The 24,292-nt window shown below is 63.6% G+C and carries 23 protein-coding genes and 1 rRNA gene; 10 read left to right on the top strand and 14 right to left on the bottom strand.

Annotated features, from left to right (window positions below; genetic code table 11):
• Positions 1–3: 3 nt before the first annotated feature.
• Positions 4–120: ribosomal RNA gene (gene rrf / locus KR227_RS03070) — 5S ribosomal RNA — on the top strand.
• A gap of 106 nt (positions 121–226) precedes the next feature.
• Here the strand turns inward: rrf and KR227_RS03065 are convergent.
• The 3 genes from KR227_RS03065 to KR227_RS03055 all read right to left on the bottom strand — a co-directional run bounded on the left by KR227_RS03065 (position 227) and on the right by KR227_RS03055 (position 2,637).
• A complete protein-coding gene (locus tag KR227_RS03065; RefSeq protein ID WP_218363644.1) occupies positions 227–700 on the bottom strand; it encodes an SRPBCC family protein in 474 nt (157 codons plus the stop codon).
• 88 nt (positions 701–788) lie between these two features.
• A complete protein-coding gene (locus KR227_RS03060) occupies positions 789–1,976 on the bottom strand; it encodes an aminotransferase class I/II-fold pyridoxal phosphate-dependent enzyme (RefSeq protein WP_218363643.1) in 1,188 nt (395 codons plus the stop codon).
• A gap of 16 nt (positions 1,977–1,992) precedes the next feature.
• Positions 1,993–2,637, bottom strand: coding sequence for a DUF3239 domain-containing protein (locus tag KR227_RS03055; protein WP_255549024.1), 645 nt, complete (start codon positions 2,635–2,637; stop codon positions 1,993–1,995).
• Between the two features lie 173 nt (positions 2,638–2,810).
• Here KR227_RS03055 and KR227_RS03050 point away from each other — a divergent pair, with 173 nt between their 5' ends.
• On the top strand, positions 2,811–3,002 hold the full coding sequence (locus KR227_RS03050) for a hypothetical protein (RefSeq protein ID WP_151530453.1): 192 nt from the start codon (positions 2,811–2,813) through the stop codon (positions 3,000–3,002).
• Positions 3,003–3,143: 141 nt separating this feature from the next.
• Here KR227_RS03050 and KR227_RS03045 read toward each other — a convergent pair whose 3' ends face one another.
• Together KR227_RS03045 and KR227_RS03040 are read right to left on the bottom strand one after the other, a co-directional pair.
• On the bottom strand, positions 3,144–4,448 hold the full coding sequence (locus tag KR227_RS03045; RefSeq protein WP_218363642.1) for a hypothetical protein: 1,305 nt from the start codon (positions 4,446–4,448) through the stop codon (positions 3,144–3,146).
• 352 nt (positions 4,449–4,800) lie between these two features.
• A complete protein-coding gene (locus KR227_RS03040) occupies positions 4,801–5,436 on the bottom strand; it encodes a resuscitation-promoting factor Rpf1 domain-containing protein (RefSeq protein ID WP_218363641.1) in 636 nt (211 codons plus the stop codon).
• 773 nt (positions 5,437–6,209) lie between these two features.
• Here KR227_RS03040 and KR227_RS03035 point away from each other — a divergent pair.
• Positions 6,210–6,599, top strand: a complete 390-nt coding sequence (locus tag KR227_RS03035) for a cold-shock protein (RefSeq protein WP_218363640.1) — start codon at positions 6,210–6,212, stop codon at positions 6,597–6,599.
• Here KR227_RS03035 and KR227_RS03030 read toward each other — a convergent pair.
• Together KR227_RS03030 and KR227_RS03025 are read right to left on the bottom strand one after the other, a co-directional pair.
• A complete protein-coding gene (locus tag KR227_RS03030) occupies positions 6,596–7,129 on the bottom strand; it encodes a DUF2771 domain-containing protein (protein ID WP_218363639.1) in 534 nt (177 codons plus the stop codon). The genes KR227_RS03035 and KR227_RS03030 overlap by 4 nt on opposite strands.
• 11 nt (positions 7,130–7,140) lie before the next feature.
• A complete protein-coding gene (locus KR227_RS03025; protein WP_218363638.1) occupies positions 7,141–7,992 on the bottom strand; it encodes a glutaminyl-peptide cyclotransferase in 852 nt (283 codons plus the stop codon).
• A gap of 197 nt (positions 7,993–8,189) precedes the next feature.
• On the opposite strand from KR227_RS03025, the gene KR227_RS03020 reads away from it, so the two are divergent.
• A complete protein-coding gene (locus KR227_RS03020; RefSeq protein WP_370451584.1) occupies positions 8,190–8,831 on the top strand; it encodes a DUF3027 domain-containing protein in 642 nt (213 codons plus the stop codon).
• Positions 8,832–8,858: 27 nt separating this feature from the next.
• Here KR227_RS03020 and KR227_RS03015 read toward each other — a convergent pair whose 3' ends face one another.
• Complete coding sequence (locus KR227_RS03015) at positions 8,859–9,476, bottom strand: hypothetical protein (RefSeq protein ID WP_218363637.1); 618 nt, start codon at positions 9,474–9,476, stop codon at positions 8,859–8,861.
• 540 nt (positions 9,477–10,016) lie between these two features.
• On the opposite strand from KR227_RS03015, the gene KR227_RS03010 reads away from it, so the two are divergent.
• Genes KR227_RS03010 through KR227_RS03000 form a run of 3 tightly spaced genes read left to right on the top strand, consistent with a single transcriptional unit; the run spans position 10,017 to position 13,038 of the window.
• Positions 10,017–11,510 (top strand): NCS2 family permease, encoded by a 1,494-nt coding sequence (locus KR227_RS03010; protein WP_218363636.1) that lies wholly within the window; start codon positions 10,017–10,019, stop codon positions 11,508–11,510.
• Between the two features lie 6 nt (positions 11,511–11,516).
• Complete coding sequence (locus KR227_RS03005; protein ID WP_218363635.1) at positions 11,517–12,170, top strand: LysE family translocator; 654 nt, start codon at positions 11,517–11,519, stop codon at positions 12,168–12,170.
• A gap of 19 nt (positions 12,171–12,189) precedes the next feature.
• The gene (locus KR227_RS03000; RefSeq protein WP_218363634.1) at positions 12,190–13,038 is read left to right on the top strand and encodes an RNA methyltransferase; all 849 of its coding nucleotides are present in this window, start codon (positions 12,190–12,192) and stop codon (positions 13,036–13,038) included.
• Here KR227_RS03000 and KR227_RS02995 read toward each other — a convergent pair.
• From KR227_RS02995 to serC, 3 genes are all read right to left on the bottom strand, one after another.
• Positions 13,035–14,069 (bottom strand): hypothetical protein, encoded by a 1,035-nt coding sequence (locus KR227_RS02995; protein ID WP_218363633.1) that lies wholly within the window; start codon positions 14,067–14,069, stop codon positions 13,035–13,037. The two genes, KR227_RS03000 and KR227_RS02995, sit on opposite strands and share 4 nt — an antisense overlap.
• 6 nt (positions 14,070–14,075) lie before the next feature.
• On the bottom strand, positions 14,076–14,975 hold the full coding sequence (gene sepH / locus KR227_RS02990) for a septation protein SepH (protein ID WP_218363632.1): 900 nt from the start codon (positions 14,973–14,975) through the stop codon (positions 14,076–14,078).
• A gap of 129 nt (positions 14,976–15,104) precedes the next feature.
• Complete coding sequence (gene serC / locus KR227_RS02985; protein WP_218363631.1) at positions 15,105–16,220, bottom strand: phosphoserine transaminase; 1,116 nt, start codon at positions 16,218–16,220, stop codon at positions 15,105–15,107.
• Between the two features lie 945 nt (positions 16,221–17,165).
• Between serC and KR227_RS02980 the strand changes: the two genes are divergently transcribed.
• Both KR227_RS02980 and fkpA read left to right on the top strand, forming a co-directional pair.
• A complete protein-coding gene (locus KR227_RS02980) occupies positions 17,166–18,467 on the top strand; it encodes a citrate synthase (RefSeq protein ID WP_192796203.1) in 1,302 nt (433 codons plus the stop codon).
• A gap of 336 nt (positions 18,468–18,803) precedes the next feature.
• The gene (fkpA, locus tag KR227_RS02975; protein WP_018019335.1) at positions 18,804–19,163 is read left to right on the top strand and encodes an FKBP-type peptidyl-prolyl cis-trans isomerase FkpA; all 360 of its coding nucleotides are present in this window, start codon (positions 18,804–18,806) and stop codon (positions 19,161–19,163) included.
• A gap of 106 nt (positions 19,164–19,269) precedes the next feature.
• On the opposite strand, the gene KR227_RS02970 is transcribed toward fkpA, so the two are convergent.
• From KR227_RS02970 to KR227_RS02960, 3 genes are all read right to left on the bottom strand, one after another.
• Positions 19,270–20,805, bottom strand: a complete 1,536-nt coding sequence (locus KR227_RS02970) for a carboxyl transferase domain-containing protein (RefSeq protein ID WP_218363630.1) — start codon at positions 20,803–20,805, stop codon at positions 19,270–19,272.
• Positions 20,806–21,090: 285 nt separating this feature from the next.
• Positions 21,091–22,257: an ABC transporter permease gene (locus tag KR227_RS02965; RefSeq protein WP_218363629.1), complete on the bottom strand. Its 1,167-nt coding sequence runs from the start codon at positions 22,255–22,257 to the stop codon at positions 21,091–21,093.
• Positions 22,254–23,171: an ABC transporter ATP-binding protein gene (locus KR227_RS02960; RefSeq protein ID WP_218363628.1), complete on the bottom strand. Its 918-nt coding sequence runs from the start codon at positions 23,169–23,171 to the stop codon at positions 22,254–22,256. The genes KR227_RS02965 and KR227_RS02960 overlap by 4 nt, the downstream gene beginning before the upstream one ends.
• Positions 23,172–23,334: 163 nt before the next feature.
• Here KR227_RS02960 and KR227_RS02955 point away from each other — a divergent pair, with 163 nt between their 5' ends.
• A complete protein-coding gene (locus tag KR227_RS02955) occupies positions 23,335–24,183 on the top strand; it encodes an aldo/keto reductase (RefSeq protein WP_218363627.1) in 849 nt (282 codons plus the stop codon).
• Positions 24,184–24,292 lie beyond the last annotated feature (109 nt).

Below are 24,292 nucleotides of genomic sequence, written 5' to 3'. Positions count from 1 at the left end.
TGTGTCGGTGGTTATAGCATCGGGGACACGCCCGGTCCCATTCCGAACCCGGAAGCTAAGCCCGACAGCGCTGATGGTACTGCACCCGGGAGGGTGTGGGAGAGTAAGTCACCGCCGACCTAAAACTACAAACACCGCACAAGGGCGGGGGAGAAGACACACCACACCAGGTGATGCTTCACCCCCGCCCTTCGGCATGCCCACAGCACGCCAGCATGGACAGCGTTTAGTGCCCTTCGGCAATAGCCTTAATCGCCTGAAGCGTGGCGGGAATACCAGCCAAGGCGGCATCGCGGCGCTCTGCGAGCTGCGCCTCCCAGTCCTCGCCATACTTGTCTTGGAAGAACGCGAGGCCCTTCTCGGTCACCTCCCAGGTCTCGTGCAGGCGCGTGCCCTCACCCTCAGGGGAGAGCACAAAACCCCACACGACGACCTCGCCATTGATGGCCCACTGGAAGTGGCGATCCTGCTCATAGGCAGTGACCAGGCTGCGGGTCTCCCACGTGCGATCTGGGGTTTCATTGCGGCCCTTAAACCAGGCCCCCTCCTGATGGGTGACCGTCTCATCTTCCCACCAGCAGCTGCGGCACACAGGCGACCACTCGCCGGTGCGTTCAATGGAGGTCACCAGCGCAAAAACATCGCTCGGGCTGGCATCGATATAGATGTCCTGGGTACTACGTAGCTCAGAAAGGTTCATGCCTTCCCAGCGTAGTGATTCTGCCGCCCCCGCGGGAGGAGGGCAGAACACGAGAGCCGAGAAGGCAGGAAGAGCTCAGATGGAGACCTTAAGTGAAGGCGGCGCGAAGCCGGCGCGCGGCCTCATCAATAGAGGCCTCCGATTTGGAGAAGGCGAAACGCACCAAGGTGCGACACAGCTCCGGATTATCGCAGAACGCGGCGGCCGGAATGGCCGCAACACCGGCGATCTCAGGCAGGCGCATACAGAAATCCATGCCGTCCTCGAAGCCCTTGGAGGCGACGTCGACAAGCAAGAAATAGGTGCCCTGGGAGTCGTAGACCGTGAAGCCGATCTCGCTGAGCACGGTACGCAGGTGGTTTTTGCGCTCCTCCAGCCCGTGCACCATATCCGCAATCCAGTCCTGCTCATTATTGAGCGCGTGGGCGATAGCCGGCTGGGTAGGGGTGGTGCCGACGAAGCTGAGGTACTGCTTGGCGCGGGCCACAGCGTTGAGCAAGGCAGGCTCCGCAATAGTCCAGCCCGTTTTCCACCCAGTAACGCAGAGCGTCTTCGCAGCCGAGGAAATACTGATGGTGCGCTCCCGCATTCCCGGCAGGCCAGCGATGGGGGTGTGGTGGCCGTCGAAGATGAGGTGCTCATAGACCTCATCGGCGATCACCCAGAGATCATTGTCGATAGCGATGTCCGCCAGGGCCTGCAGGCCCTGCTCGCTGAAGACGCTGCCGGTGGGGTTGTGCGGATTGTTCACAATGATCGCCACGGTCTTATCCGTCACCGCGGCGGCAAGTGCCTCGCGGTCGATATCCCAGTGCCCGGTCTCGGTGTCGAGATGAAGGGCAACGGGCACGCGGGTGGCGTCGGCAAGCGCAATGGAGGCCGCATAGGCGTCATAGTAGGGCTCGAAGACGATCACCTCATCGCCGGGCTCGACCAAGCCCAGCACGCTGGCGGCGATGGCCTCGGTGGCGCCGACGGTGACGAGCACATTGTCCGCGGTGATTTTCGCGTCATAGCGCTCATTGCGTTCGCGGGCGATGGCCTCCCGCAGCTCGGCGACGCCACGGGGCGGGGCGTATTGGTTATTGCCGGCAGCAATCTGCTCGCAGGCCATCTGGAGCATGGACTCCGGCCCGGAATGATCGGGATAGCCCTGGCCGAGGTTGATCGCGTCATAGCGGGCGGCCTGGGTGGTCATGGTGTCAAAGATGGACTTATTGAAAGGGACCATCCGGGCGATGCCGGGATCGTGCGAAGTCTGTGGGGAAGGGCTCATAAACCTAGAGATACTCCTAGAGTTCGAGAAGGTTGAATTTGGTTGCCAGCACATCATCCACCTTATTCAGGTGCTGCTCGAGGCGCCGCCAGCGCTTCTGATCGATGGCGTTAATAGCATCACGCACCACATCAGGATCCGGGGTGCCCCAGGCAATGGGCATGGGCGAAATCTCATCCCAGTGCTCCTGATCCTGGACGCTGCGGCGCCCCGATACCGCCACCGCGGGCACCCGCTCACCCACAGTAGAGCTGTGGCCCTCCAAGCGGGTGACAGTGCGGGCAGCCAAGGCCCACACCGGTGTCGCGTTCGGGTTTACGCTGGTGTTCACCAATGCGAGGATCACCTTGTCGCGCGGGTTAATCTGCGCGATCATCGCCGGCACGAGCTCGTAGCGGTCATAGAGACTCTGCGCGGTGCCCACCTGCTTATCCAATACGGGGATAAGGACGAGGCTAATGAGGCCGATGACGCCGAAGGCGATGGCCGCGTAGTAGGACCAGGAGGCCTGGTTACTGAAATAGACCACGCCGAGCGCCAAGCCGAAGAAGATGAGCCCGAACAATAGCGCGGAGAGCTTGAGCCGGCGCGCATCGCGGAACATCTCATTGTGTTCCTTGTTGTAGGGGCCATCGACGGTGAAGGAAAATGTCTGCGGCATAGCACAAGCATAAAGGACAACCGCAGGCAAAACAGCATCTTCCCGAGTGCCCCGCCCGCCGCAGCGCCGCCGCATCCAGCCCTGCCGCGGAATGTGTGCTCATCAATGTATTTTGCTACCCCCGTCGGGTACAATCATGGGCACAGTATTTGTCTATTTGAAAGAATGGCGTCATGGCTAATGTAGAGAAGAAGGGCTACGTTGATCCGGGCTGGCCGGACGTAGCACCCGGTGAACACCCTGTAACTGACCTCATCTCGGAGTATGACGGCGCGAATAGCCCGTGGGGTAATGATTTCATCTTCCCCGTCCCCTATGAGGAGACCGGCTACGTTCACCCCTACACGCGCATCAACCGCCCCTAACGCCTCTTTTTTTTCGCACCCCGCCTCGCGACGACTCTGTCCGCGGCGGGGTGTATGCGTATCACAGAGACAAACACCCCTAGTCCCGCCCGGTCGGCGGTGATCTAGGGGTGTTGTGTTGCTGAGCGCGCTTATCGACGCCTATTTCACGCTCGTGCTGTCCTCGGACTCGGACTCAGTCTCGGGGTCCGACTCGGCCTCAGGCTCGGCCGAGGCGGTGGTGGATTCGTCGAGCTCCGAGGTGTCCTCGAGTTCATCACGCACCTCCTCGGTGATGGACTCCAGCAGCTCCTCGTCCTCGATATTGGAGCTGGCGATCTCGCGGCGCATCTCCGCGGCCTCCTCGCGGGAGTAGGGGCGGTTGGGGTCGAAGCGCATAGCCATGAGCTCGCGGATGCGGATGCGGCGCTCGGTCTCGCCCTTGATCATGCTGCGGCCGCGCCACCAGGCGACGATGAGCACCACGATCAACGCGACGCCAATATAGCCCAGCGCGGGGTAGACATAGGCCACCAGCTGGCGGAAGCCGATGAAGGAGAGGACGAAGCCGATGCCGACGAGGATGAATAGCCACTTCTGGAACTTGCTCTGATCTCCCTTGGCGAGGCGCTTGGCCAAGGCGTAGAACATGCCGATGGCGGTATTGAAGATCATGATGTAGATCACCAGCGCCATGGCGGTGCCCAAGGAGGGGTTGATCTCCTGGACGATGGCCAGGGTCGGCATATCCTCGTCCTTGACCACCTTGATATAGGAGAACAGGGCCACGGTGCACAGAGTGAGCAGGATGCCGTAGATGGTGCCGCCGGCCAGGCCGCCGATGGCGGAGGAGCGGGGATCCACGTTATCGCCACCCATGACGATGGCCATGGAGATCGCCACCATGAGGCAGAAGCCCACATAGTTCATGGAGGAGATGAACCAGTTCGGCAGGCTGGTGGGCAGCTCATTGGCCACCGGCTCGAGGGTGGATAGCGACTCGCCGGAGTGCATCATGGCGTAGATGCAGGCACCGGCCAGGAAGACGATGATCACCGGGGTGGCTGCGCCCATCACATTGGACACCTTGCCCACATCCAGCATGCCGGCGGCGAGCACCATGACCACCATGAGCACAGCGCCCACCCACACGTCGAGCCCGAACTCCTGCTCCAGGTTCGAGCCGGCGCCGGCGAACATCACGAAGCCCACGGAGAATAAGGTGATGGAGACGGCGATGTCGAGAATCCTCGACATCCAGGGGAAGGTCACCTTCTCCAATACGGAGAGGTGCTCATCGGCTTGGAAGTAGGAGCCCAGCTGCAGACAGATCATGCCCGTCAGTGCCATGAGCACACCGGCGATGACGGCGCCGAGAACTCCCCAGCGACCGAAGGCCACAAAGTACTGCAGCATTTCCTGGCCTGATGCGAAGCCGGCGCCGACGATGAGTCCGACAAAGGCCATAGTGATACTGATTGATCGTTTTAACACAACGATTGTCCTCGTAGTTCTCTAGACTGAGTCCGTGAATCACACCGCGGCGCGCAGGCGCGTAATCCGCCGCGTCGGCCGCTGGTATGAGGTGAGTGTGTACTGAGGTGAGTTTATCGAACGTCGCGTTTTATATCACCTTGGGCTCAGTGGCGCCTCAGCTGCATAGGGCCTCGACCGGCACAATCGCACACCCCACGAGTGAACTCTGGGGGTAGAGAAGACGAGAAGAACCTCACATCCCCAGATAGGGGAGTGAGGTCCTTTTACGTGTCTCTGGCGTCTCTCTGGAGCCAGCATGCCCCAGTGGTGGGGCAGCGACGGCTTAGTACAGGGAGGCGACGGTGTTCACAGCCTGGCGGGCCTGGCCCACCACGGTGTTGTAGGCCTGGTCGACCTGGCTCGGAACCGGGATGCCGGCCTGGCGAGCCACGCCCTTGGCCTGGCCATAGGCCTCGTCTACGGTGCGGAAAGCCTGGTCCACAGCGCGGAGGGCCTCGTCTGCCGGGGCAAAGTTGGTGCGAGCGGGGGTCGCCGGGGCGTTGTGGTTCGGAGCGTTGTGGCTCGGGGCGGAGTGGCCCGGAGCCGGACGCTGGGTGGGGGCAGAGTTCAGGCCCAGACGAGCGGAGCAGGCCGGCCATGCGCCCCAGCCCTGGGAAGCGAGCACGCGCTCGGCAACCACGATCTGCTCTTCGCGGGTGGCGCGATCAGCGGTGGGGGCGAACTCCTGGCCGCCATGAGCGTTCCAGGTAGCCGGGTGGAACTGCAGGCCACCGTGGTAGCCATTACCGGTGTTGATGTGCCAGTTACCGCCGGACTCGCACTGTGCGAGGCGATCCCAATCCGAATCCGGAGCTGCGGAGGCGGTGGGGGCCATGGCAGCGGTGGCGGCGCCAACGACCATGGTTCCGGCGGCGATCTTTGCGGTAGTGGACGCGGTCTTGCGGGCGTGACGAGCCATAAGTCTCTGTCTTTCCTTTCGGTGTGCGCGCCCTCGGTGCCACTGGCTAAGCCGGTGCGACGGTGCGTCGCGAGCGGTATCGCCAAAAGCAGCGATGCCCTGCCGCACACACGTTAAATCGGTATGGGAGGTGAAATCTGTATGAAATACGCTCGAGTTCCGAGAAGCGGTCTCAGGGGTGCGGGCCTTCCATGAGGGATGCACGAGTGCAGGGAGGGAATCGTGATCCTTATAACTGTTGTCCCTAGCGCCGCGTATCGCTGCTGCGGTGCGGTGCGGGATACAGGGAGGTCCGCGAGGTGCTCCTCGGTGAGCGCCTAACAAGCACCGTAACCGTTTATAACGATTTAGTCACGCTCCGGTGACGTAGTGGCGATAGCTGCTCGAGAATCCCCTGTTCAGGGTAGGCAAATTGGTGAATGTGATCTATAGCACATGCGTGTCTGCGGCGGCCGAGACGGCATGTTAGGGGCCGTTTTATGCGTGCCTTTGCCCTGCTAGGCGGGTGAAAGCTGTGCTTTATGGGGCGTGTGGTACGTATGGTGTTTCCGTCGAGTAGCGCGCGCCCACAGTATCTGTCTAGGGGAGAGTGCGGTGCTTGCGCCGGGCACGTCGCGGGGTGTGGCTCCCCGCGGCGGAGAGGAATACACTAGTGTTCTTTAGTCTGCTGCACTCGGCGTGAGACGCACTCGGACGCTGCGTGTGTCTCGAGTGCCGTGGGAGACGGTTCGAGTGCTGAAGTATCTGTGCGTGACAAGAAGAGGTGATAGGCCATGCCAATCGGCAAGGTGAGGTGGTATGACCCCGAGCGTGGGTTCGGCTTTGTGTCCAACCCGGGTGAGGAGGACTGCTATGTGAGCAAGCAGGTGCTGCCGGCTGGGGTGGAGGAGCTGCACAAGGGGCAGCGCATCGAGTTCGATTTTGCCGCTGGTCGCCGCGGCCCCCAGGCGCTGCGGGTGAAGGTACTCGATAGCCCGCGCGCCCGCCGCCGGCCGAACCGCACCTATTCGCCGGAGCAGCTCAACTCCATGATCTCCGATGCGATGACGGTCCTCGAAACCGAGGTACAGCCCGGTCTGACCGCCGGCCGCTATCCGGAGCGCAAAACCGGCCGCCAGATTGCGGCGATTCTGCGCGCCATCGCCAAGGAGCTCGATACCTAGGATTCAGGCTGGGTCGTGATGGACCACGTGACGTTGTAGGGGGCTTCCTCGCCGGCGTCATTGTGGCCGATGAGAACGGACTTCACCTCCACAACCACGAGGCGTGGTTGGTCGGTGGAGTCCTTTTCTTTGCTCTCTGCCGAGCCGGGGATCTCCACCTCGGTGCGCTCATTGGCGGTGAAGTACTTCTCGTCGTTATAGGCCGGATCATCGTAGATGGTTAAGAGCGCCCAGTCGTGGTCGTGCACCACCTCGGGGATGGCGAGCGAGAGCGTGTCCTCGGGGCCCACCTCGATGGCGGCGATCTCGCCCTCCTCCGGTTGCTCGCCAACTTCGGCGATCACATAGGGGGAGACCTCCACTGTGGTGTCATTGACGCTGGCATTAATCCGCACCGTCTCCGGCTCGGGATCGGGCCGATTATTGAGCAGCTTCGTCAGCACCATGGTCACACCGAGGACGGCGAGCACCGCCACGATGAGCAGGAGCACGGTGCGGAATTGGGCACGACGTTGTTTGCGGGTAGCCATGGACATCAATTCTAGCTCTCGCGCCACTCCACCTCGTAGAGCACCGGCCAGTTCTTGCCCGTGAGATAGAAGCGCCCATTCTCCCCGGCGGCGATACCGTTGAGCACGGTATTGGGATCCTCGGGCGCGCGGGAATCCAGCCCGGAGGCGTCGATGCGCGCGAGCAGCTCGCCGTCGCGGGGGCTAAAGACCACAATCTCATCCGTGGTGAAAATATTGGCGTAGATGGCGGGCTGGCCGCGAAACTCTGCGCACTCGAGCTCATTGAGGCGGGAGATGGGCTGGCCCTCGGCGTCGCGGATGGTGAAGTTGCCGAGGGATTGAAAGTCGGCAGTATTCATCGCGCGAATCGTGGCACTGCCATCGGAGAGGTAGAGCGGCCCCGTGCCATCAAAAGCACATAGGCCCCACCCCTCGCCGTCATAGGTGAAGCGGGCGCGCTCTTCTAAGGTGTCGGGATCGCGTTGGAAGGCCACCCCGGCTTTCCACGTCAGCTGCCACACGGAACCGTCGGCAAGAGTTGCTCCTTCCCCGAAGAAAGCGTCGTCAAGCGGCAAAGATGTCTGCTCCGCATAGGTCTCGCGATCGCGGTATTGGATGGTGGATTCCCCATTCAGCCCCGTAGAGAGCAGGAAGGAATCGCCGATCACCTGCAGGCCTTGGACGAAGGTGGGTGCAATATCGTGCGTGGCGAGCACCGTGGGGACCAAGGTAGGCACCTCGGGAGCGGTGGGGGTATCGGCAGCGCTGCCGTTCTGGGAGACCGTGTAGGTCGGGCCCTTGTGCTCAGACGCGCATCCGCCGAGCGCACACGCTCCGAGGGCCGCGATGACAAGGGTAGATGTGAACGAAGCAAACCTCATACCTCGTATTCTGCACCACGTTGGGGATAATAGTAATCGTGACACAGTCAGACTCTTCCCGATCCTCGCGCCCATCCGCCCGTAGCGGCGCGCGGCGTCGCCGCCGCAGCCGTCGTCCCCGCGTTGCCGCCAGCGCCTCGAGCAGCACGAGCTCGAGCGGCAGCACGCACGTGCTGTTGAGTTCACAGGCTCGCAGCATCGCACTCAGCGCCGCCGCTGAGATGGATGAGGGACCGGTGGGGCAGCATATCGGGGCGCAGCTTATCGACGACACCCTGGCCGTGCATCGCTTCGGCGCAGAGGTGCCGGGCTACCGAGGCTGGCAATGGCATGTGAGTGTCACGGCCGCGCCCGGCTCGGACCATATCACCGTGAATGATGTCTCCCTCATCGCCGGCCGCAGCGCCCTGACCGCGCCCGAGTGGGTGCCCTATTCCGAGCGCATCCGGCCTGGGGATCTGGACCCGGAGACGCAGCTGCCGCTCGAGGAGGGCGATCCCCGCGTGGTGGATACCACCGACGAGGATGGCACTACTCATCTCGAGATCTCCGCGGCGGGGCTATCCGAGGCGCGGCAGCGCTGGGGGCGCGGCTCCTTCGGCCCAGGCAGCGAGTTTGCCCAAAAAGCGAGCCTCGAATGCGGCAGCTGTGCCTTCTACCTGCAGCTCCCCGAGGAGGTGGGGCGCAACTTCGGCGTGTGCGCCAATGAATACTCCGCCGATGGGCACGTGGTGCACACCGCCTATGGCTGCGGGGCGCATTCGCTGACCCCACCGAAGGAACAGCTCGGCGCGCCGGTGGCCACGCCCTATGACGATGAAAAAGCCATCGAGCTCTAAGCCAGCGGCGCCGCGGGGCAGGTCACACTAGACGGAATCTGCGGTGGCCCACAGCCAGCTATTGGCGTCTGCGACATCAATATGCGGCGAGCTGTGGGTGCGCGCCGTGCGGGTGGTGCCATATTCCATCCACTGCTCCACCTTGCGCACCCCAGATAGCGAATCCACGAACCACACTTCACCCCGCCCCAAAAGATAGGGTGGCAGCCCCTTCACGTGAGGGTGTACCTCCACGCCGCGGGAGATGAGATAGTCCAATACGGGTTCGCGCAGCACCGAGGCGTGCGAGCTCGGGTGGGTAGAAATATGCGCGGTGGCCCCGGTGATCACGATGATCGTGGCGAAAATGCCCTGCAGCACGCGGCCGTGGCCGTCGCTGAGCAGCCCCTCATCGGCGCCCTCCTGCTGGAGCCGATCGAGGTGGTGTTTTAGCCAGGGATAATCCACCCCATAGCTGGCGGGGGCGCGGCGTTGATCGCGCAGCAGCTGGGTGGAGACGCAGATGTGATCGCTGGTGGGCACATCGGGGCGCAGCCGCACATTCCAATAGGAGCGTTCCGCCTCAATGAGGGGAAAGAAGCTGCCCTTGCCGGCGCTGCGGAGCCGGGCGCGGATGGCCTCATGATCGCTCGCACTGAGATGCATGCCCAGACGGTTGAGGTGTTCCCCTAAATGTCGGACGCGCCCATCGACCTGCCTAAAACTAGTCCTGTACACCGCGGGTGACATGCTCCTTTGTGCTACTAGGGGGAACCGGGTTTCTCGCATGCGGCGTTGCACGCATCGCACGCGCGCGGCATCGACAGCTGGGCGCGGCATACGGGGCTGACGTATGCGCACCCGGCCTCATCCGGGCGAGGGGGATACGTGATAAACACCAGTGCTTTTTAGCTTAACCCACCGCGGCGCCTGCTTCGGTGCCGCTAGGGGGTGGCGCTGGGGCCGCTGCGGGCGGCGCTGCGGGGAGTTATTTCTCTTTTAGCAAGCAGCTGAGAGTAACATAAACGCGGCTGTTGAAGAGCGGCGTCTACCTACCCGCCTTCGACGCTGCTGTGCACGACACCACGTCGCCACGCGTGCTCGCCGCTGGAAAGTGTGCGCCGTTATCAACGGCCACCACTCACGGGGCAAAGCCGCGCTGAGGCGCCGTGCCAACGGAAAGCGCAACTTAAGAAAAGGCAGGCCATGACAGCCCCGCAACACTCTGAGGTCGCCGAGCAGAAGCCTCGCGCCGCCCGCGAGCCGAAAAACCGGCTCGATTCCTTCTTCTCTATTTCTCAACGCGGTTCGAGCGTGGGCACTGAGGTCCGCGCCGGCCTGGTCACCTTCTTGGCCATGGCCTATATCGTGCTGCTGAACCCGCTGATCCTCGGCGGGATCGAAGACCGCAACGGGGTATCCCTCGGGATCCCGCAGGTCGCCGCCGTCACCGCCCTCGCCGCGGGCGTGATGTCCATCGCCTTCGGTGTCTTCGCCCGCTATCCCTTCGGCATCGCCACCGGCCTCGGAATCAACACTCTGGTGGCCGTCACCCTGGTCTCCGCCGAGGGGCTGACCTGGCCGGAGGCCATGGGGCTGGTGGTGATCGACGGCATCATCATTGTGGTGCTCGCCGTCTCTGGCTTCCGCGTCGCCGTCTTCCGCGCCATCCCGCATTCGCTCAAAGCCGCGATGGGCGTGGGCATCGGTATGTTCATCGCCATGATTGGCCTAGTGGACGCCGGCTTCGTTCGCCGTATCCCCGATGCCGCGGGAACAACCGTGCCGGTGACCCTCGGCATCGACGGCTCGATTGCGTCCTGGCCCACCTTCGTCTTTGTCCTCGGCCTGCTCATCTGTGGCGTGCTGGTGGCGCGCAATGTGCGTGGCGGGCTGTTTATCGGCATCGTCTCCACCACGATCATCGCCATGATTGTGGAGTCTTTCACCGGCTCCGGCCCCTCCTTCGTGGACGGCAAGCCCAATCCCACCGGCTGGTCGCTGGCTGTGCCCACCCTGCCGGAATCCATCGGCTCCACCCCGGATCTGTCCCTGGTAGGCGCCGTGGATCTCTTCGGCGCCTTCGCCCAGATCGGCGCGCTCTCGGCGTCCCTGCTGGTGTTCACCCTGGTGCTGGCGAACTTCTTCGACGCCATGGGCACCATGACGGCACTGGGCCGCCAAGCGGGCCTGAGCGATGAGAACGGCAACCTGCCCGATATGAAGCGGGCGCTGGTGGTGGAGGGCGTCGGCGCCGTCGTGGGCGGCGGCTGCTCCGCCTCCTCGAATACCGTCTACATCGACTCCGCCGCCGGTATCGCCGATGGCGCCCGCACCGGGCTGGCCAATGTGGTCACCGGCATCATGTTCCTGCTGGCGATGTTTCTTACCCCGCTCTATGAGGTCGTGCCGATCGAGGCCGCCGCGCCCGTGCTGGTGATCGTCGGTGCCCTGATGATGGGACAGATTCGCGAGATCGACTTCACCGAGTTCCATATCGCACTGCCGGCCTTCCTCACCATCGTGGCCATGCCCTTTACCTACTCGATCGCCAATGGCATTGGCGTGGGCTTTGTGGCCTATACCGCCATGGCCGTGGCCTCCGGCAGGGCTAAGCAGGTGCACTGGCTGCTGTGGCTGATCTCCGCGCTGTTCTTGGTCTACTTCGCCATCGATCCCATCCTCGCGGCCGTACATTAGCGGGTCATGCTCGGATCGCTTCTTCCCTTCTTGGTGGCCAACACCATCGGCATGGTCTCGCCGGGGCCGGATACGCTGCTGATCCTGCGCCTGGCGAGCCGCAGCCGGCAGCGGGCGCTGGCCGCAGCACTGGGTATTGTCACCGGCGCCACCTTCTGGACGGCCCTGACAGTCGCCGGCATGGCGCAGCTGCTGCAGCGCTTCCCCGATCTGCTCGAAGCGCTGCAGCTCGTGGGCGGCGGCTATCTCATGTATCTGGGCGCCACCATTGCCCGCGCCGGGTGGCTAGCACGTGGCACCGCGCCCCAGCCGCCCGAGCTCGTGGTGGCTCCGGTGAAGATGCGCCGCGCCTATCTCACTGGGCTGGCCACCAACCTCTCCAACCCGAAGATTGTGCTCTTCATGGCCGCCGTGCTCAGCCAGTTTTTGCCGGTGGGCGCCAGCATGGGAGTGCAGCTCATCTACATCGGGGCGGTGGGGCTATCGGCCCTCATCTGGTTCCTCAGTATCGCCTTCGTGCTCTCCACGCCGCGGATCAGTCGCTCCATGCTGGGCTATAGTCCCCAGATCGATATGGTCTCCGGTACCGTCTTCGTGCTCATCGGGGCCAGCGTCGCCCTGCCGGCGCTGTATAAGCTGCTGACTATCGGCGGCGCCTAGCCCACTAGGATGGGACAGCGTGGCCATTTTTCTCGATTCCAGCGCAGATCCCCGTTTCGCTGACTACCGCGATCTCAATTCCTCCGACCGCCGCCCCGATGCGCGCGGCGGCAAGGGATTGGTGATCGCCGAAGGCAATCTCGTGAGCGAGCGGCTGCTGCATTCACGTTTCCCCGTGCGCTCCATTGTGGGCTTCGAGCCCAAGCTATCGAATTTCCTCGCTCTCCCCGGGGTGCAGGAGGAGATCGCGCGCCGGGATATTCCGGTCTACGCCACCACCCGCGACACCCTCGCCGAGGTGGCGGGCTTTGATCTCCACCGGGGGCTATTGGCAGCTGCGGATCGGCCCGAGCCTCTGGCCGTGGAGCAGGTGATCGGTAGCGCGCGAACCCTCGTCATCGCCGAGGGAGTGGGGGACCACGAAAATATCGGTTCCCTCTTCCGCAACGCCGCTGGGCTCGGTGTGGATGGGGTGCTCTTTGGCGCCGGCTGTGCCGATCCGCTCTACCGGCGCGTGGTGCGCGTCTCCATGGGGCATGTGCTGCGCCTGCCCTTCGCTCATCTCGAGGGCGGATACACCACGTGGCAGCGCAGCCTCGAGCAGGTGCGCGCGGCCGGATTCCACATTGTGTCGCTCACCCCCAACCCGGAGGCGGCGCTGCTCAAGGACGCCCTCGTGGATGAGACGGGCCAAGCCTATGAGAAGGTGGCGCTACTCATCGGCGCCGAGGGCCCGGGGCTGACAGAACACGCGATGCGCGCCACCGATATCCGCGCCCGTATTCCCATGGCTGCGGGCACGGACTCGCTCAACGTGGCCACCGCCGCAGCCGTGGCACTCTACGAGCGGGCCCGCAGCCTGTCTTAGGATTCGTCCTCGATGAGGGGACTATCGGAGGCGGCCTCCGTGTTCTCGGCCGGTGGCTGGGTGCGCTCATCGCGGCGCGGCGGCTGGGAGGACTCGGTGTCGTGTGTCCGTCGCGTCGCCGTCGAGCGGGAGCGCGGCAGCTGCGATGTTCCGCTGCTGCGGGGCCGGTCGGTGTGGCGCAGTTTATCCGAGAGCTGTTCGCCCACCGTCCCGGCAACATCGCGCACCGTGGAGCCGGCCTTGCGCATCCACGACCAGCCAGAGCGCACGACCGCGCCCAGCTCTTCGCCGGTGGAGCGCTCCTCGGTCTGGGTGGAATCGAGAGCGTAGTCGTCATAATCCCGATCGGCTGCGCCCAGCCCCAGCTTCGACGAGGCCGCCGAGACAATATCGGCGATGCTGCGGGAGCTCGGCGGAGCGGGCTCCACCTTGGGCTCGGGCCGGCCATCGGTGGCATAGCCCACCACATTCACATCCGGCCCGCCCGTGTAGATGCCCAGCCACTCGCGGGTGGCCGCCGCCACCAGATCGATCGGCTCGAAGGGCAAGGCGATACCGCCCACATTCTCGCTACGCTCGCCCGCCCAGAAGGGGCGTTCGAAGGGCTGGGGGATGCCCTCGTCCTCGTAGACGCGGTCGCGCCGGGCAGCAAAAGCCCGGAGCAGGGTGTCGCCGCGCCAGTAGGCGAAAGCACCATAGCCGCGCTCGCGGTTATAAGCAGTGACGATCAGGTCTCGTGCCGGCAGCGAGGAGCGCAGAGCGGGGTCGATATCGGAGATTCTGCGCACATCGGGCAGATAGGTTTGTACCAACGACAACCCGGGAAAGCCGGCGATATAAAACTCGTTTTCGGACACATCCGTGGAGCGGTTCAAGGAGAACTGCCCGATCGGGGTGATGGGCCAGCGGGGATTCATTTGGGCGAGGTATTTGCGGCCGAAGCCGCGATTCGCCCGGGGCTCGGTGGCGATGACCTCGGCGGGGGTTTCGGTGTTGACGAAGAAAAACGTCACTACTGCGGGCCGCTGCATGGCGCCTTAGCTCCTCGGTCGTTTCGTATTCGAGCGCACGCCCAAAAGAACATCTTCCCAGTGGGGTGTCTTGGCCTTGCGGCGGCGCCGCTTCGGGGCCTGCTCCTCCGGCGGATGCTGCAAGAAATCCTCGCCCTCGCCGTCGGCGCTGCGCTCGGGGCCGCGGAACTCTTCGGCATCAGCGAAGTCGGCGGGATCATCGTAGTCCGCGTCCTCCTCCGTATCGCGCACCGAGCTCAGGGCGCGGTTGGGCTGCGAAAATTCCGGATTAATCAGCTCCGAGGCCAGCTGGTTGCGCGCCACCGCGGTAGGCGAGGAGGTCATGTGATTGAGATAGGAATACTCGGCCACATTGGTGCTGCGGCCTACCGTCCACGTCACGGTGATAATCCACTGCCCAGAGGGGTCGCGATAGGCATCCCAGGCGGCGTCGCTGACATTGTTGCCGCGGGCCGCGAAGGCGGTGGCCAGCACTTCCCAGAGGGTGAGCTTGGCGGGGCCATCATCGCGCACCGGGTGCGCCTGCTTGGCCATCTCCGCGATCCGGCCGCGCTCGAGCAGCACGGGGTGCGCATAGGGCTCGATGCGGGATTCGGTGACATCATTTTCTTCCGCGAGCTGCGCTATCGTCGCCCCAGCGCGCACCCGTTCCTGAATTTCCCGCGGTCGCATGCGCAGCGGGGTAGTCAAACGGGGATCGACGCTTGTCGACGCCGACTCCTCGGGCGCCTCCGCCGGCGGGGCGGGAGCGGGAGGGGCAGCTGGGGTGGGCTCGGACGAGGAGAGGGCGTCGATAAGCTGTGTGCGCAGCTCATCGCTCACGGCCAAGAACACCTGTTCCTCGTCGAGGTGAAAAACGAGCGAGTTCCGATTGGACTCCGCTGCGTTGAGTTCTAGCTCGCGCATGCACGCTCCCTGCGTCGTTGTGGGACTAACTAACACGTCCAACCTTAATGGAAAACGCGCACGTGGTGGATCACTCACGTGCGCGTGTTCTCTAGCTTTATGCGCTGCTAGAGGGGATTAGTTGAGCGGCTAGCGGGCATCGAGGACATAATCGATGGCCTTGGTCAGCAGCGTGATGTCTGCCGAGTCGATGGCGGGGAACATGCCGATGCGCAGCTGATTGCGTCCCAGCTTGCGGTAGGGCTCCACATCCACGATGCCATTAGCGCGCAGCGTCTTTGCCAGCTGGGCGGCGTCCACACTCTCATCGAAGTCGATGGTGCCGACCACCAGCGAACGTTTCTCCGGGGTAGCGACATACGGGGTGGCTTCGGGGCGGGACTCGGCCCAGTCATAGAGGATGCGGGAGCTGGCGGTGGTGCGCGCCACCATGGCGTCCAAGCCGCCTTGTTCATTCATCCACTGCACCTGGTTGCGCAGCATGAGCAAGCTGGCCACGGCCGGGGTGTTATAGGTCTGGTTCTTGCGCGAATTGTTCACCGCGGTCTGCAGATTCAAAAAGGCGGGGATGAAGCGATCGGAGGCGTTAATCTTCTCGATGCGCTCCAGCGCGCGGGGGCTCATGGCGGCCAGCCACAGCCCGCCGTCGGAGGCGAAGCACTTCTGCGGGGAGAAGTAGTAGACATCGGCCTCGGCGATATCCACGGGCAAACCGCCGGCGCCGGAGGTGGCGTCGATGGCAATGAGGGCGTCGGTATCGGGGCGGGTCACCGGCATCATCGCGCCAGTGGAGGTTTCGTTGTGTGCCCAGGCCAGCACGTCGACGCCGTCGATGGCCTGCACCTCCGGGGTATCGCCCGGCTCGGATTCCACGATGGCGGGCTGCTCCAGCCACGGCGCGGCGGCGGCAGCAGCGGCAAACTTGCCGGAGAACTCGCCGCAGGTGAAGTGTCCCGAGCGCTGCTCGATGAGGCCGAAGGTGGCGGCATCCCAGAAGGCGGTGGCGCCGCCGAGGGAGAGCACAATCTCATAGCCCTCCGGCAGGGAGAACAACTCCGCCAAGCCGGTGCGGACATCACCCACCACGTCCTTCACGCCGGGCTGGCGGTGGGACGTACCCACAATGCTGCTGCCGCCATCGACGATGGCGCGCAATTGCTCGGGGCGCACCTTGGAGGGGCCACAGCCAAAACGGCCATCGGCGGGGATCAGTTCAGCGGGAAGAGTAGGAAAGGCCTCAGACATAAATATTTTGATCCTTAAATGACTGCCACGATGGGCACCGGGAAAACACAATAAAACTGCAGCGCGGGGCGCGCTCTGTCTGTTTAGATTAACCAACCAGTGACGGCGGCGGGCAGGGCTTTCACAAAAGGGGGTGACGTGCAGACACCTGCGGCGGGGGTGTTCTATCGGGCAGAGAACGAGGGGCACCCGATGCGCGCTCCCCACGGCCTGTGGTACGAGATCACGCTGCGCGGGGGTAGCGCTAGGGGGAGGCGTCGGTGGATGATTCAGCTGAGAAAAGGGGGCAGTGCCGCATGGTAGGACGGCCATCTGCCCAGTACGGCGCGGGTGTGTCGGGGTGGCGGCGCGGCTGCTGCGAGGGAGAATTTGTTGTCCGCGTCACAGACGCTGGTAGACTGTTGCCGTCGGTGCGAGAAATAGCTGCTGAACAGCGGCTATGGGCCAGTACCGGACATGTGTGTCAGCGACGCTTCCCAGTAGCGAGAGCGCTGCCCCCAGTTCTCTGCAGGGCCATAAATGCCGACCTAGCAGCGCCATGAGAGCAGCACGCCGACTCAGGGGAGTCCCTTGGGCGGCCCATGCGATTCGGGCGAGGCTATGGTCCTCGCCGCGGATGCGTGACTATGTGGGTCGATCCCCATGGCTGCTCGGTCTCTGCCCCTATGCGGAGGTGGGGCGGGTGTGAGGGATGGGCAAGCGCGGGCACGCATGCAGTCAAAAACGTATAGTGTGACGTACAGGAGCACTTTCGGCCGTGGGTAGTAAAGCTCACGTGTCGATGTGGTCGCGGTCTCGCATGAGGCGGAGGATGCTCGGTTCCGAGCGTCGACAATTATCCGCACACGCCGAGCATCACTCTTTAACCTCCAAATAGAGGAGAGAGCCAGCGCCCATTATCGATCGCGGCCGGTGCGATATATCAACTTAATTGAAAGGGATACTGTGGCTACAGAAAACAAGGAAAAGGCCGTTCTTCACTACCCCGGTGGTGAATTCGAGATGGACATCATCAAGGCCACCGAGGGCAACGACGGTGTTGTTCTCGGCAAGATGCTGCAGGAGACCGGCCTGGTCACCTATGACCCGGGCTATGTGTCTACCGGTTCCACCGCCTCTGACATCACCTACATCGATGGCGCCGAGGGCATTCTGCGCTACCGCGGCTACGCCATCGAGGATCTGGCCGCCAAGGCCACCTTCAACGAGGTGTCCTACCTGCTGATTCACGGCGAGCTTCCCACCCGGGAGCAGCTGGCTAAGTTCAATGACGACATTCGTCACCACACCCTGCTGGACGAGGACTTCAAGGCGCAATTTAACGTCTTCCCGCGCAACGCCCACCCGATGGCAGTGCTGGCCTCCTCCCTTAACATCCTCTCCACCTATTATCAGGACGAGCTCGACCCGCTGAACGAGGATCACCTCGATAAGGCCACCGTGCGCCTGATGGCTAAGGTGCCGATGCTGGCTGCCTATGCCCACCGCGCCCGCCACGGCCAGCCGTATATGTACCCGGACAACTCCCTCAACGCCCGCGCTAACTTCCTGCGCATGATGTTCGGCTTCCCCACCGAGCCCTACGAGATCGATCCGCTCATGGTCAAGGCCCTGGATCAGCTGCTGATCCTGCACGCCGATCACGAGCAGAACTGCTCCACCTCCACCGTGCGTATGGTGGCTTCCGCGCAGTCCAATATGTTCGTCTCCGTGGCCGCTGGTATCAACGCCCTGTCCGGCCCGCTGCACGGCGGCGCCAACCAGGCTGTTCTCGAGATGCTCGATGACATCAAGGAGAACAATGGCGGCGACGCTACCGACTTCATGAACCGCGTGAAGAACAAGGAAAAGGGCGTCCGCCTGATGGGCTTCGGCCACCGCGTGTACAAGAACTACGACCCGCGCGCCGCCATCATCAAGGACACCGCCCACGAGCTGCTGGAGAAGACCGGCGGCGACGAGGCACTGGAGCTGGCCATGAAGCTGGAGGAGATCGCCCTCAACGACGATTACTTCATCTCCCGCAAGCTCTACCCGAACGTGGACTTCTACACCGGCCTCATCTACCGCGCCATGGGCTTCCCGACGGACTTCTTCACCGTGCTCTTTGCCATGGGCCGTCTGCCCGGCTGGATCGCCCAGTACCGCGAGCTCGTGGAGAACCCGGCTTCCAAGATCTACCGCCCGCGTCAGGTCTACACCGGCCAGCCGCTGCGTGAGTTCGTGCCCCGCTCTGAGCGCGGCTAATAACCCGCATTACCGCGCTATATAAGCGCCAGTCACCGCCGTCCTTCACCCGAGGGGCGGCGGTTTCTCATGCTCGCGGGAGGGCGCCGCGGGGCGCGTCCACGGCAAGAAATTATTCGGGGTTGAGTTATTTCTTAGGTACACTGGGTGCGTAACCCAGCCCGAGAGGCTGCCATCAGGCGTGCGGTCATCCGCCCGCTGCTGGCATGCAAGCGGGGGCGAGGCCACTCATTGTGCGCGGCCTGCCGCCCCACCGCTCACGCGGGCACGCACCGTCGGGTGCGGCGCGTGTGTCTGGGGCGCGAGTGCACATACATATGTAACAGGAGTGAATTCATGGACAAGCCACAGATTGACGTTCAACAGGGGCCTGCACCTGAGGACATCGTGATCGAGGACCTCGTGGTCGGCGATGGCGATGAGGCTCAGCCGGGCGGCCTGGTGGAGGTTCACTACGTGGGCGTCGATTTCGAGACCGGTGAGGAGTTCGACTCCTCGTGGGATCGTGGCCAGGCTATCGAATTTCCGCTGTCCGGCCTCATCGCCGGCTGGCAGGAGGGCATCCCCGGGATGAAGGTGGGCGGCCGTCGCCAGCTCACCATCCCGCCGGAGGCCGCCTATGGCCCCGCCGGTGGCGGTCACCCGCTCTCCGGCCGCACCTTGGTGTTCGTGATTGACCTGCTCTCTGTCGGCTAATCACCGCCACGGCACGAAAGAGTACAACACCGCCGCGGATACTGTTCTCTCCTTGCGGGGAGAGGGTATCCGCGGCGGTGTTTGTGTGCGTTCGCCTGCGCCGAGTTTAAGGCTGCATCTCGGCCAGCTTCTCATAGCCTTGGAAGCGGTGCTCGCGGCCAACCAGCTTCACGTTGTGCTCCAGATTCCACAGCGTGTAATCCACCGCCTCCAAGATGCGGGTGATGAACTCCTCGGGGTTGTCGGCGGCGTCCCCGCTAGCGGCACCATCTGGCCCCTCGGGAACAATGCCGGAGACAATACCGGCGTTCATCAGACACACCGCGCTGACGTCTTGGGCATCCATCATCTCAGCCGCGTGGTGCACATCGCGGTAGATGATCGCCGAGGCTCCTTCGGGCGGTAGCGGGGAGAGCCAGCCATGCTCGGCGCTGATCACCGCATCAGAGGGCAGCATCGCCAGCGCGCCGCCGCCACAGCCCTGGCCCAGAATCACGGACACCGTGGGCACGTCCACGCTGACCAGCTCATTCAAGGTTCGGGAGATGGAGCCAGCCATACCCGCCTCCTCGGCTTCGCGGGAGAGCTCCGCGCCGGGAGTGTCGATGAAGGAAATCAAGGGAATATTGAGCTCATGCGCCAGCTGGATGCCGCGACGGGCGAAGCGCAGCGCTGCGGGGCCGAGCTCGCTGACGGCGTGCGGCGGCTGGGCGTGCCGGTCTTGGCCCATGATCACCACGGGGCGGCCGCCGAGCGTGGCGATGCCTACCTGCACGGCAGGGGAGTGGCGGCCATCGCCGGTGCCATTGAGCTCGATATAGCTATCGGAGAGCACCGCGAGCACATCCCGCAGGCCGGGGCGATCGCTGCGGCGGGTAGCCACAATCGAATCCCAAGCCGAATGCTCCGGTTCATAGCCCTGCTCGGCGGTGATGAGATAGTCCGGGCGGGCGGGGGCGTGCTGCTGCGGATCAGGGGTGAGGGTGGTGACGAGCTTGATCACGCTCGCGCGGAGTTCCGCGGGGTTAATCACGCCGTCGATCACCCCGTGGGTGGCGAGGTTCTCCCCAGTCTGTACCCCAGGCGGCATGGGCTTGCCGGTGGTCAGCTCGACCACCCGCGGACCGAGGAAACCGAGGAGTGCCCCTGGCTCGGCGAAGGTGAGGTTACCGGCCGAACCCCAGGAGGCCATCACGCCGCCGGTGGTGGGATTGCGCAGATACACCAAGAAGGGCAGGTGCTTGTCCTTGTGGCGATACACAGCGGTGGTGATGGAGACCATCAAAGAGAATGCGGGGGTGCCTTCCTGCATGCGGGTGCCACCGGAGGAAGGGGAGATCAGCAGCGGCAGATTTTCCGCGGTGGCGCGGTGAATGCCGTCGATGATGCGGCGAGCCGTGGCGGCGCCGATCGAGCCGCCGAGGAAGCGGAACTCTCCGAGCACGCAGGCCACGCGATGGCCGGCGACCCTGCCCTCGCCGATGATCACGGCCTCGTCCACCCCGGATTTCTCGCGGGCCCGCGCCAGCGAATCCTTATAGGCTTCGTCGATATCGCCGTAATTCGGCGTGGTGCCCCAATTCTGGAAAGAATCCGGGTCGAGTACTTCATCAATCAGCTGCTGCGCGCTCGTATGTCCCATACTGGGTGAGCTTATCCGCACACACCCCAAAGCGGGGCCCAATGATGCAAAAAATCCTGCGCTAGGCCGCCGAGTTACACCCACGTGCGGGTGTGGTGGCAGCAGGCTGTGTGGGGCCGCGGTGGCAGCATCGAGGCTGTGCACGCAGTATCCACGGCGGGCGCTGAGAGGGCCGTAGCTGGTGGCCACAATGATCACACCCCCTGGGTGTGCCCGCCGCATGCGAATAACGCCGACCGCCACCGCGACGAGGCGGGGAGGTCGGCGTCGATAAGCGTGTGCCGGCTAGGCCGAACGCAGGTTTTTCACCGCACTGAGCCACGAGATGGCGCTGCCGGAGTGCAACACCGAGTTGCGGTAGATACGGGAGGTGAGCCAGCTGACGGCGAAGGTGGTGAGCACCAACACTAGGGCGCAGGCGGCCAGCTGCAGCGCGGAGATATTACCCGCGGCGTATTGCAGCGGGGCAAGGCCCACCGAGAAGGGCGGAATCCATGTCGCGATCTCCATAAACGTGCTATCCAGCTTGGAAAAGCCGAACATGGGGGTGTACGTCATAGCCAAGGCCAGCAGCAGCACGGGCAGCTGGGCCGATTGATAGTCCTCCATACTCGATACCAGCGATCCTGCGGCGGCGTAGAGCAGGCCGAAGAGGATGAAACCGAGGATGAAGAAGAGCACGAGGATAGGAATGATGGCGATGTCGAAGTCGAGATCATCCATCAGCCCCGCGGCCCACACGGCGCCGATACCGGCGGAAAAGAGCACCGTGACCATGCCGAAGGCGACGAGCCCGATCCCCAGCACCTTGCCCCAGAGGAAATCGAGGGGGCGCACCGTGGCCAAAATGATCTCGATGACGCGCGAGGTTTTCTCCTCCATCACGGCGCTGCCGATCATGGCGGCAAACATCAAAATAGCGAGGACGAGAAGAAACACGCCTACGAGCGCGACCACCCGATTACCCAAGGTGTCGGGATCGCCGAAGAATCCCGCATCGCCGCCGCTCACCTGCACCGGGATGAGCTGGGTGGCCGCCATGGCTGCGGGGTCGACGCCTTGGGATTCTAAAAACGCCTCGGCGCGAGTGGCATTAAGCTGCTCCAGCAGCCCGGCGGGAAGCTCCCCAGTGTAGAGCAACTCCGGGCCGGACTCCGCGGGCACCACCACGGCATCAAGACGCGGGGCATTCTCCTCTTCATCGGAGGCCCGCAGCGCCTCCTCGGCGCTGGCGCGGTCGGGGATACTGGGATCTTCGCCCAGCACGGCAACCACCGGAGAATCAGAGGCGGTGTCCTCATCGTCGGAATTGATATAGCCCACAACTCCGCCCACCACCGAAATAGCGAGCATCACGCCGAGCATGACCCAAAGGCTCTTCGACTTCAGCAGCTTCGCGGCCTCGCGCCTGATCACGAGGCCGATCGTGGAGAAAGAGGAATAGGAATTCATTGCGACACAACCTCCTGGAAGAGCGCGGTGAGAGAGGGCAGGCGACGGCCAAAGTGGTGCACGGGGCCGGCGGCCAGCGCCGCCCGGAGCAGCTCCTGATCATCGAAGCCGCCAGGGCCGTGCGTGGCCTCCTCGGAGATCGACAGCACAACCGTGTCCTGGTGGCGTTCCACGAACTCCACACCGGCGAGTGCTTCCCACCATGCGGTGGTGGCTGGGGTGGTGATCTCATAGAGCACCGGCCCGGACTGCCGCAGCTCATCGACGCTCCCTTGCGCCATCATGCGGCCGCCGCTGATAATGCCCACGCGATCGCATAAACGCTGCACCAGATCCAGCTGGTGCGAGGAAAACACCACCGGAATGCCCTGCTGGGCGCGTTCCCGCAGCGAGTTGGACATCACCTCAACGGCCACGGGGTCGAGGCCGCTAAAAGGCTCGTCGAGGATCAGCACCTGCGGGTCAAAGACCAGCGCCGCGGCGAGCTGCACCCGTTGCTGATTGCCCAAAGACAGCTGCTCCAATTTGTCCTTCGCGCGGTCGCTGAGACCCAGCCGCTCGAGCAGCTCGGCGGTATTGCGCTTGGCGGCGGCAGCATCGAGCCCGTGCAGCCGTGCGAAATAGTGCAACTGTTCCGCCACTTTTTGCTTGGGGTAGAGCCCGCGTTCCTCGGGCATGTAGCCAAAGCTGCGGCGCAGGGCGTCGTCGACGGTCCGTGAGCCTAGGTGCACCTCGCCAGAATCGGCGCTGAGCACGCCAAGGGCGATGCGCATCGTGGTGGTTTTGCCCGCGCCATTGGAGCCGACAAAACCGTAGATCTCGCCGGGGGCGACGGAAAAACTCATGTCCTCCAGCGCTACGACATCGCCATAGCGCTTGGTCAATCCATCTATGTGGAGTGTGGTGTCGTGCATACTCTGGTGTTCTTTCCTCATAGCCGTGGTGTGAAGTCACACATGGACATATGTTCCAACAATCATGTAGGCCTACCTTAATACTTGTGTGGGACACCTATCATGGTGGACCCCTCGGTGGTGGCTATAGCCCTGAGCGCTGGGCAGGGGCACAATGGGAACTATGTCTACTTGCGTTCCCGCCATCACCCTCAACGACGCCACCCCTATCCCGCAGCTCGGTCTGGGCTTGTGGAAGATCGACCCGGATGAATGCGAGACGGTCATCCGCACTGCCATCGAGGCAGGGTATCGCCACTTTGATTGTGCGGCGATCTATAAGAATGAGGAGGCCGTCGGCGCCGCCCTGCGCGCAGCGATTGCCGCCGGCGATGTGGATCGCGATGAGCTCTTCGTGGTGTCGAAGGTGTGGAATAACCAGCAGGGATTTGAGGAAACGGGGGAGGCCTTCAACCAGAGTCTGCAGCGTCTCGGCCTCGACTATCTCGATATGTACATGGTGCACTGGCCCTGCCCGGATACGGATACCTACCGCGCCAGCTTCGAGGCGATTGCCCAGCTCCAAGGGCTGGGAAGGGTACAGACCGTGGGCGTCTGCAACTTCTATGAGGAGACTCTCGACAGGATCATCGCCGATACCGGCATTACTCCTGCGATCAATCAGATCGAACTCCACCCCGGGTTTTCGCAGCGCCAGCTCGTGGACTATCACCACCACCACGGCATTGTTACTGAATGCTGGTCGCCGCTGGGCCAGGGCGAGATCCTCAGCCATCCCATCTTGGGAGAGATCGCCGAGCACCATGGGGTCAGCCCTGCCCAGGTGGCGCTGCGCTGGAGCCTGCAGCAGGACCGCATCGTGATCCCGCGCTCGCGCACGCCCGAGCGGATTCGGGAGAATATGGATGTCTTCTCCTTCACCCTCAGCGAGGAGGAACTGCGGCGGATCACCGCCATGGATCAAGGCGAAGGTGCCGGCCGTGTGGGGCCCGATCCCCGCGTGTTCAGCTAAGCGCCACGGCCCTGCCTCCAGCCGGGCGCAGCGCCGCTTCGCTGCTGGCAGGAGGGGCGACAAGGGCGCAGCTGGGAAAGCGCTGTGAATCCCCGTCTTGGGCCCTCAC

This window comes from Corynebacterium sp. TAE3-ERU30, assembly GCF_019209925.1.
GTDB lineage: Bacteria > Actinomycetota > Actinomycetes > Mycobacteriales > Mycobacteriaceae > Corynebacterium > Corynebacterium megadyptis.
The sequence above is the reverse complement of the archived record's forward strand: the minus strand, read 5'-3'. Positions and strand labels throughout refer to the sequence as shown.

Coding starts and splice junctions, on each gene's coding strand:
- KR227_RS03010 (WP_218363636.1), top strand. CDS start 10,017: ATGACAGCCCCGCAACACTCTGAGGTCGCCGAGCAGAAGCCTCGCGCC.
- KR227_RS03055 (WP_255549024.1), bottom strand. CDS start 2,637: ATGCCGCAGACATTTTCCTTCACCGTCGATGGCCCCTACAACAAGGAA.
- sepH (WP_218363632.1), bottom strand. CDS start 14,975: ATGCGCGAGCTAGAACTCAACGCAGCGGAGTCCAATCGGAACTCGCTC.
- KR227_RS03005 (WP_218363635.1), top strand. CDS start 11,517: ATGCTCGGATCGCTTCTTCCCTTCTTGGTGGCCAACACCATCGGCATG.
- KR227_RS03040 (WP_218363641.1), bottom strand. CDS start 5,436: ATGGCTCGTCACGCCCGCAAGACCGCGTCCACTACCGCAAAGATCGCC.
- KR227_RS03045 (WP_218363642.1), bottom strand. CDS start 4,448: ATGGCCTTTGTCGGACTCATCGTCGGCGCCGGCTTCGCATCAGGCCAG.
- fkpA (WP_018019335.1), top strand. CDS start 18,804: ATGGACAAGCCACAGATTGACGTTCAACAGGGGCCTGCACCTGAGGAC.
- KR227_RS03030 (WP_218363639.1), bottom strand. CDS start 7,129: ATGGCTACCCGCAAACAACGTCGTGCCCAATTCCGCACCGTGCTCCTG.
- KR227_RS02955 (WP_218363627.1), top strand. CDS start 23,335: ATGTCTACTTGCGTTCCCGCCATCACCCTCAACGACGCCACCCCTATC.
- KR227_RS03060 (WP_218363643.1), bottom strand. CDS start 1,976: ATGAGCCCTTCCCCACAGACTTCGCACGATCCCGGCATCGCCCGGATG.
- KR227_RS03050 (WP_151530453.1), top strand. CDS start 2,811: ATGGCTAATGTAGAGAAGAAGGGCTACGTTGATCCGGGCTGGCCGGAC.
- KR227_RS02960 (WP_218363628.1), bottom strand. CDS start 23,171: ATGCACGACACCACACTCCACATAGATGGATTGACCAAGCGCTATGGC.
- KR227_RS02970 (WP_218363630.1), bottom strand. CDS start 20,805: ATGGGACATACGAGCGCGCAGCAGCTGATTGATGAAGTACTCGACCCG.
- serC (WP_218363631.1), bottom strand. CDS start 16,220: ATGTCTGAGGCCTTTCCTACTCTTCCCGCTGAACTGATCCCCGCCGAT.
- KR227_RS02995 (WP_218363633.1), bottom strand. CDS start 14,069: ATGCAGCGGCCCGCAGTAGTGACGTTTTTCTTCGTCAACACCGAAACC.
- KR227_RS03025 (WP_218363638.1), bottom strand. CDS start 7,992: ATGAGGTTTGCTTCGTTCACATCTACCCTTGTCATCGCGGCCCTCGGA.
- KR227_RS03015 (WP_218363637.1), bottom strand. CDS start 9,476: ATGCATCTCAGTGCGAGCGATCATGAGGCCATCCGCGCCCGGCTCCGC.
- KR227_RS03035 (WP_218363640.1), top strand. CDS start 6,210: ATGCCAATCGGCAAGGTGAGGTGGTATGACCCCGAGCGTGGGTTCGGC.
- KR227_RS02965 (WP_218363629.1), bottom strand. CDS start 22,257: ATGAATTCCTATTCCTCTTTCTCCACGATCGGCCTCGTGATCAGGCGC.
- KR227_RS03065 (WP_218363644.1), bottom strand. CDS start 700: ATGAACCTTTCTGAGCTACGTAGTACCCAGGACATCTATATCGATGCC.